The sequence below is a fragment of the Hyalangium sp. genome (assembly GCF_035629615.1).
Classification (GTDB): Bacteria; Myxococcota; Myxococcia; order Myxococcales; family Myxococcaceae; genus Hyalangium.
Genome location: NZ_DASPHO010000532.1, coordinates 1 through 7,007, shown reverse-complemented (window position 1 = coordinate 7,007; position 7,007 = coordinate 1). Strand labels below are relative to the sequence as shown.

Annotated in this window: 4 protein-coding genes; 2 read left to right on the top strand and 2 right to left on the bottom strand. The window is 70.2% G+C overall.

Going from position 1 to position 7,007, the window contains the following annotated elements; genetic code table 11:
* Nucleotides 1–1,368: polyphosphate kinase 1 (ppk1, locus tag VD972_RS26965; protein WP_324991620.1), on the bottom strand; the 1,368-nt coding region annotated here is incomplete at its 3' end.
* Nucleotides 1,369–1,435: 67 nt separating this feature from the next.
* Between ppk1 and VD972_RS26960 the strand changes: the two genes are divergently transcribed.
* Both VD972_RS26960 and VD972_RS26955 read left to right on the top strand, forming a co-directional pair.
* Complete coding sequence (locus VD972_RS26960) at nt 1,436–2,944, top strand: Ppx/GppA phosphatase family protein (protein ID WP_324991619.1); 1,509 nt, start codon at nt 1,436–1,438, stop codon at nt 2,942–2,944.
* Nucleotides 2,945–3,090: 146 nt separating this feature from the next.
* Entirely contained in the window at nt 3,091–4,311 is a 1,221-nt protein-coding gene (locus VD972_RS26955) for a zinc-dependent alcohol dehydrogenase (protein WP_324991618.1), read from the top strand.
* Nucleotides 4,312–4,396: 85 nt separating this feature from the next.
* Here VD972_RS26955 and VD972_RS26950 read toward each other — a convergent pair.
* Nucleotides 4,397–7,007, bottom strand: a 2,611-nt coding sequence (locus tag VD972_RS26950; RefSeq protein ID WP_324991617.1) for a DUF5011 domain-containing protein, incomplete at its 5' end; no start/stop codon positions are given.

Below are 7,007 nucleotides of genomic sequence, written 5' to 3'. Positions count from 1 at the left end.
CTCGCGCCGCACCACCAGCGCCACCTTGCAGTGCGTCTTCAGGCCGATCAGCCCGTAGACGACGTGCACCCCGCTCTCCTCCATCCGCCGGGCCCAGGCGATGTTGTTCGCCTCGTCCAGCCGCGCCTTGATCTCCACCAGCACCGCCACCTGCTTGCCGTTCTCCACCGCCCGCGTCAGCGCCCGCGCGATCGGGCTGTCTCCGCTCGTCCGGTACAGCGTCTGCTTGATGGCCAGGACGTTCGGATCCTCCGCCGCCTCCTCCAGGAAGCGCACCACCGGATCGAAAGACTCGTAGGGGTGGTGCAAGAGGATGTCGCGCCTGGCGATCACGCTCATCACCGGATCTTCATCCCGTAGCGCCGGAGGCACCGCCGGGACGAACGGCTCCACCCGCAACTCCGGCCGCGCGTCCAGATCCGTCAGCAGCATGAGATCCGAAGGCTGCAGCGGCCCCTGCAGGCGGTACACGTCCGGAGTTCCCAGCTTCAGCGCCGAGGTGAGCGCCGCCTCCAGCTCCGCGCTGGCCGCCGCATCCAGCTCCAGCCGCACCGCCGCACCCCTGTCCCGCCGGCGCAGCTCTTCCTGAACGGTGGAGCGCAGATCCGCGCTCTCCTCCTCGTCCACGTTGAGGTCCCAGTTGCGCGTCACGCGGAAGGACGCCGTCCGCTCCACCGCATAGCCAGGGAACAGCTCCCCCGCACACAGGGAGATCAGCTCCTCCAGCGGCAGCACCGCCAGCACCGTCCCCTGCGGTGCCGGCAGCGTCACCAGACGGCTGAGCACGCTGGGCACCTGCACCACCGCCAGAGAGGTCTCCCGCACATTGCGCTTGCGCTTGGGGCCCTCGCGCCTCAGCACCACCGCCACGTTGAGCGACTTGTTGCGCAGGTGCGGAAAGGGGTGCCCCGGATCCACCGCCAGCGGCGTGAGCGCCGGGAACACCGAGGAGCTGAACCAGGCCTTCGCTGCCGACTTCTGCTCCGCCGTCAGCTTGTCCCGGGTGAGCACCGCCACCCCCTGTGAGGCCAGCTTCGGCAGCAGCTCCTCGCGCCACAGCCGGTACACCTCGTCCACCATCGCGTGCGTCCGCTCGCTGATGGCGGCCAGCTGGTCCGCCGGCAGCATGCCGTCCGCCGCCGTCTCCGCCACCCCGCTGGCCAGCTGCTGCTTCAGGCCCGCCACCCGCACCATGAAGAACTCGTCCAGGTTCGAGGAGGTGATCGCGAAGAACTTCAGCCGCTCGTAGACAGGGAGGCTCGCCTCCTGCATGTCCGCGAGCACGCGCGCGTTGAAGGCGAGCCAGGACAGCTCGCGGTTGATGAAGAGCTGAGGGTCGTTGAGATCCACGGGGCCAGACTCTTTCATGGAACCCCCCACCTGACATGAATTCCATCCACCGGCGGTTGAAACGCTACACTCCCGTCCCCCGCCTATGCCCGCTCCCTCCACAGCCCTTCAGCCCGTCCTCGCCGCCATCGATGTGGGCACCAACGCTGTCCGGCTGGAGCTCGCACGGCCAGACCTCGACGGGGCGCTCGAGACACTCCACCAGGAGCGAGACCCCATCCGCCCCGGAGAGGGTGTCTTCGCGACCGGCTCCATGCCCCGGGAGACAGCGGACCGGCTGCTGTCCACGCTGCGCCGCTACGCCGCGCTGTGCCGCCGTCACAAGGCCCGCGTGCGCGCCGTGGCCACCAGCGCGCTGCGGGATGCGCGCAACCGCGCCGAGATCGTCCGCCGCGTGCGCGAGGAGGCGGGCATGAATCTGGAGGTGGTGAGCGGCAAGGAAGAGGCACGCCTCATCTGCCTCGGCGTGCTGCACCGCAAGCCCCCCAGCTCCCGCTCGCTGCTCGTGGATATTGGTGGCGGCTCCACGGAGGTGGCCACCGCCCTGGGGGAGAAGCCGGACAACCTGTGGAGCCTGGCGCTGGGCGCGGTGCGCCTCACCGAGGTGTTCAACGCCTCCAGGGCGGTGCCGCCCAAGCAGCTGCGGCTCATGCGCAGCTTCGTGGCGGAGGTGGTGCGCAAGACGCTGCCAGAGAAGCTCTCCCGGATGCCCCGGGTGGCGCTGGGCTCGTCCGGCACCATCAACGCGGTGGTGTCCTTCGCCTCGGGAGACAGCGCCGGCAGCGCCTCCGCGCGGCAGATCTCCCAAGCGGTGCAGGCCCTGGCCGAGCTGCCTCCCGAGCGCCGCCGCAAGCGCTTCGATCCCCGGCGCGCGGACATCATCGTCTCCGGCGCCCTCATCCTCGAGGGCGTGGTGAAGCACCTGGGCGTGGACTCCGTGACGGCCGTCAACCGAGGCCTGCGGGATGGGCTGCTGGTGGACCTGCTCTACCGGCAGGACACCTCTCGAGAGGATCCCAGCCTCGCGGACGCGGCGCTCGCCATCGGCCAGCGCTTCTACTTCGACGAGAAGCACGCGCGGCACGTGGCCCGGCTGGCCCTCACCCTCTTCGATCAGCTCGCGGCGCTGCACCAGCTGCCGCTGTCCACGCGCCCCTATCTGGAAGTGGCCGCGCTGCTGCACGACATCGGCAACGCGGTGAACTACGAGCGGCACCACAGGCACACCTACTATCTCATCCACCACACGGACATCCCCGGCCTGGCGGAGCGTGAGCGCGAGCTGGTGGCCCGGATCGCCCGCTACCACCGTCGCAGCCCGCCCGACCTGAAGCACTCGGGGCTGGACGGGCTGCTGCCCTCCGAGGCGCGCACGGTGCGCAAGCTCGCCACCCTGCTGCGCCTGGCCAACTCCCTGGACCACAGCCACCAGCAGGCCATCAAGACGCTCAAGGCCACCCAGGGCCGTGACGGGGTCACCCTGCACCTGAAGGCGAAGCAGCCGCTGGACCTGGAGATGTGGAACGTGGAGCGGGAGATGCCCCTCTTCCGGAGCGTCTTCGGCAAGCGGCTCTCCCTCCACCTCAGCCGGTAGCGCCCGCTCCCCTCCCCGCCCTCCAGCGAGGGAGGCTGAAGGCTTTGCCCCCCCTCCCGTGGATGGCCACGCTGCAAGGCGCAGGGCCCCGCCATGCGGACGGGTCCCGCGCCACCACAGCGGCCCCCCGGGGCAGGAGTCGCGCGATGAAAGCGGTCGTTTTCCATGGAATCGGAGACATCCGGCTCGAGGACGTGGAGGAGCCAAGGATCGAGAAGCCAACGGATGCCATCGTGCGGCTGAGCGCCAGCGCCATCTGCGGCACGGACCTGCACATGGTCCGCGGGACCATGCCGGGCATGAGGCCGGGCACGATCCTCGGCCATGAGGGCGTGGGCTACATCGAGGAGCTGGGCGAGGACGTGCGCAACTTCGCCGTGGGGGATCGCGTCGTCATTGCCTCCACCATCGCCTGCGGCAGCTGCGTGTACTGCCGCGCGGGCTACTACGCCCAGTGCAACGAGGCCAACCCCCACGGCCCGCTGGCCGGCACGGCCTTCTTCGGCGGCCCGGAGCTGAGCGGGCCCTTCCAGGGGATGCAGGCGGAGAAGGTGCGGGTGCCCTTCGCGAACGTGGGCATGGTGCGCGTGCCGGAGGGCGTCACGGATGAGCAGGCCATCCTCCTGTCGGACATCTTCCCCACGGGCTACTTCGGCGCGGAGCTGGCGGAGATCACCCCCGGAGACACCGTGGCCGTGTTCGGCTGCGGGCCGGTGGGGCAGTTCGCCATCGTGAGCGCCAGGCTGCTCGGCGCCGGCCGCGTGTTCGCCATCGACTGCTTCGAGGACCGGCTGGACATGGCCCGGGCCCAGGGCGCCGAGGTGATCGACTTCGAGCAGGAGGATCCCGTGGAGACGCTGCGGCGGCTCACGAATGGCATCGGCGTGGACCGGGCCATCGACGCGGTGGGCGTGGACGCCATGCACGCGCACCATGGGCCCGCCTCGAAGGCAGCGAAGAAGGAAGCCGCCGAGTTCAAGCGTGAGCAGAAAGAGGTGGCGCCCAAGACAAACCCGGACGGCAGCAACTGGGTCCCCGGGGACGCGCCGGCGCAGGCGCTGCTGTGGGCCGTGCAGGCCCTGGCCAAGGCGGGCACGCTCTCCATCATCGGCGTCTACCCGCAGACGGCGCGCACCTTCCCCATCGGCGAGGCGATGAACAAGAACCTCACGCTGAAGATGGGCAACTGCAACCACCGCAAGTACATCCCCAAGCTGCTGGAGATGGTGCGCTCGGGCGCGGTGGACCCGACGGCCATCCTCTCGCGCGTGGAGTCGATGACGAGCGCCATTGACGCCTACCGCAACTTCGACCTGCGCAAGCCGGGCTGGCTCAAGGTGGAGCTCGAGCCGCCCATGCTCACCTGAGGACTGCCGGGCCTCCTGGCCGAGCGGGCGGAGGTGTTGATGGCCACCCGCTCGGCAGCTCGCGCGGAGCCCGCGCCGTGAGCGCCTACCAGTTCGGGGCGTTCACCGTGTAGCCCGCGGCCGCCCCGTTGTCGATCGCCCCACGGCCCGACTGGTCGTGCGGCACCACGAACTTGCAGGTGGCCGTCTGGACGGCGCCGGAGCTGTCCGTCACCTGGAAGCGCACGCCGTAGAAACGGCCGTTGCCCTTGCCCTGACGCTCGGCGCGGACCTTGAAGGTGCTGGGGCCGGTGATGACGATGTCGTCGTCCGTGTGGCCGTCGCCGTTGCCGTTCACATCCTCCGGCTCATCGCTGTAGATGGAGAGGATCTCGCCCATCGTGTTGATGTTGGCATCGTCGTCGTCGCCACCGTGGCAGCCGCCACCGCTACCGCCGGTGCCGCACGAGCTCGTGACAGCGGCGCAGTCGGAGAGACGGAACGTGCGGTAGCTGTGGTTCGGCGGCCAGATGAGCTGGGTGGGCTTGACGTTCACCGTGGTGTTGCAGGTCTGGCCCACCACCGTCACGGTCCGCGACACCGCGGCGCTCAGGCCCGCACCATCCTGCACCGTGTAGCGCAGGGTGTACGTGCCCGCCACCGAGGTGTTCACCGTGCCCGTCTTGACGATGGCCGACGTCAGCGTTCCGGAGCAGGAGTCCGTCGCCGTGGCGCCGGGATCCACGAAGGTGCTGCCGCGGTTGATGCTCATGTTCGCCGAGCCCACCAGGGAGATGCTCGGCGCCCGGGTGTCGGCCACGTTCACCGTGCGCGACGCCGAGGCCGCGTTGCCGGAGGCGTCCGTCACGCTGTAGGTCTTCGTGTACGTGCCGCGCGCCGCCGGGTTCACCGTGCCGCTGATGGACACCCTGCTGCTCACGTTCCCCGTGCACGCATCCATGGCCGTGGCGCCCGCCTCGCTGTAGGAGCCCACGCCGCACTCCAGCGTCACCGCGCTGGCACCGTTGAGCGTAATGGCCGGGGCCCGGGTGTCCGCCACCTCCACCGCGCGCACCGCCGAGGCCGCCAGGCCCATCCCGTCCACTACGCTGTACGACACCGGGTAGCTGCCCACCGCCGCCGCGTTCACCGCGCCGAGGGAGACAATGGCGCCCGTCAGGTTGCCGGAGCACGCATCCACCGCCGTGGCACCCGGGTTGGTGAAGCTGTCCACGCCGCACTCCAGCCGCATCGCAGACGCGCCCACCAGCGCGAGGCTCGGGGCCAGCGTGTCGTTCACCTTCACCGTGCGCACCGCCGAGGCCACGTTGCCCGAGGTGTCCGCCACGCTGTAGGTCTTCGTGTACGTGCCGCGCGCTGCCGCATTCACGGTGCCGCTGATGGACACCTTGTTGCTCAGGCTGCCGGCGCACACATCGTTGGCCGTGGCACCCTCCTCGCTGTAGGAGCCCACGCCGCACTCCAGCGACACCATGCTGGCACCGTTGAGCGCGATGGCTGGGGCCTGGGTGTCCGCCACCTCCACCGTGCGCACCGCCGAGGCGCTGTGGCCCGCCCGGTCCGCCACGCTGTAGGTCACCGCGTAGCTGCCCACCGCCGCCTCGTTTACCGTGCCACCGTAGACGATGGCGCTCGTCAGGTTGCCAGAGCACGCGTCGGCCGCCGTGGCGCCCGGGTTGGTGAAGCCGTCCACGCCACACTCCAGCCGCACCGTCTGCGCCCCCACCAGCGCGAGGCTCGGGGCCAGCGTGTCACTCACCCTCACCGTGCGCGCCGCCGTGGCCTCGTTGCCCGCCCCGTCCACCACGCTGTAGGCCACCGGGTAGCTGCCCACCGCCGCCGCGTTCACCGAGCCGGAGATCGCCACGCGGCTGGAGAGGTCACCCGCGCACTGGTCGCTCGCCAGAGCACCCACCTCGTTGTAGGAGCCCACACCGCACTCGAGCTGCTGCAGGGCCTCGCCCTTGAGCGAGAGGCTGGGGGCCAGCGTGTCCACCATGGTGATGGAGGTGGAGCACGTCACCTCGTTGGTGCCGTCGTTCGCCAGCCAGCTCACCGTGCGCGGCGTGCCCAGCGAGTAGCCCTCGCCCTCCAGGGTGTACGTCACGAAGGGATCCACGCAGTTGTCCTGCGCCTGGGCCGCGGCCAGCTGCGTCATGCTCGTGCCGCACTCGAAGGTGCTCGGCGCCGGGCAGGAGATCATCGGGGCGCTGTCGTCCACCACCGTGACAGGAGCCGTGCAGGACGAGGACAGCCCCTGCGCGTCCGTGCACGTCAGCGTCGTCAGGGTGGAGCCCACCTCGAACGACGTCAGGCTCTGCACGCAGCCCACCAGATCCCCATCCGGATCGCTCGAGTCGTGGTTGATGGAGGCGCCCACGCCACCGCAGGCAGGGCCGGCGCTCAGCAGCACGGACCGGCAGCGCGCCACGGGGGGACGGTTCGCGGGCGGAGGAGGAGGCGGCGGCGCAGGGAGCGTGCGACAGGAGCGGGGGCAGGCGCCGATGCCATTGTCCATGCCCAGATCGCAGTCCTCGCCCGGATCCACCACGCCGTTACCGCACCAGTTGAACTGGCACGTCGACGAGCACTCCGAGCCCGGCAGACCATTGCCCTCGTTGCCGTAGTCGCACTGCTCACCCACCTCCTCCTCGTAGTTGCCGCAGCCCACCAGGACCGTGCCGCGCGCCAGGATG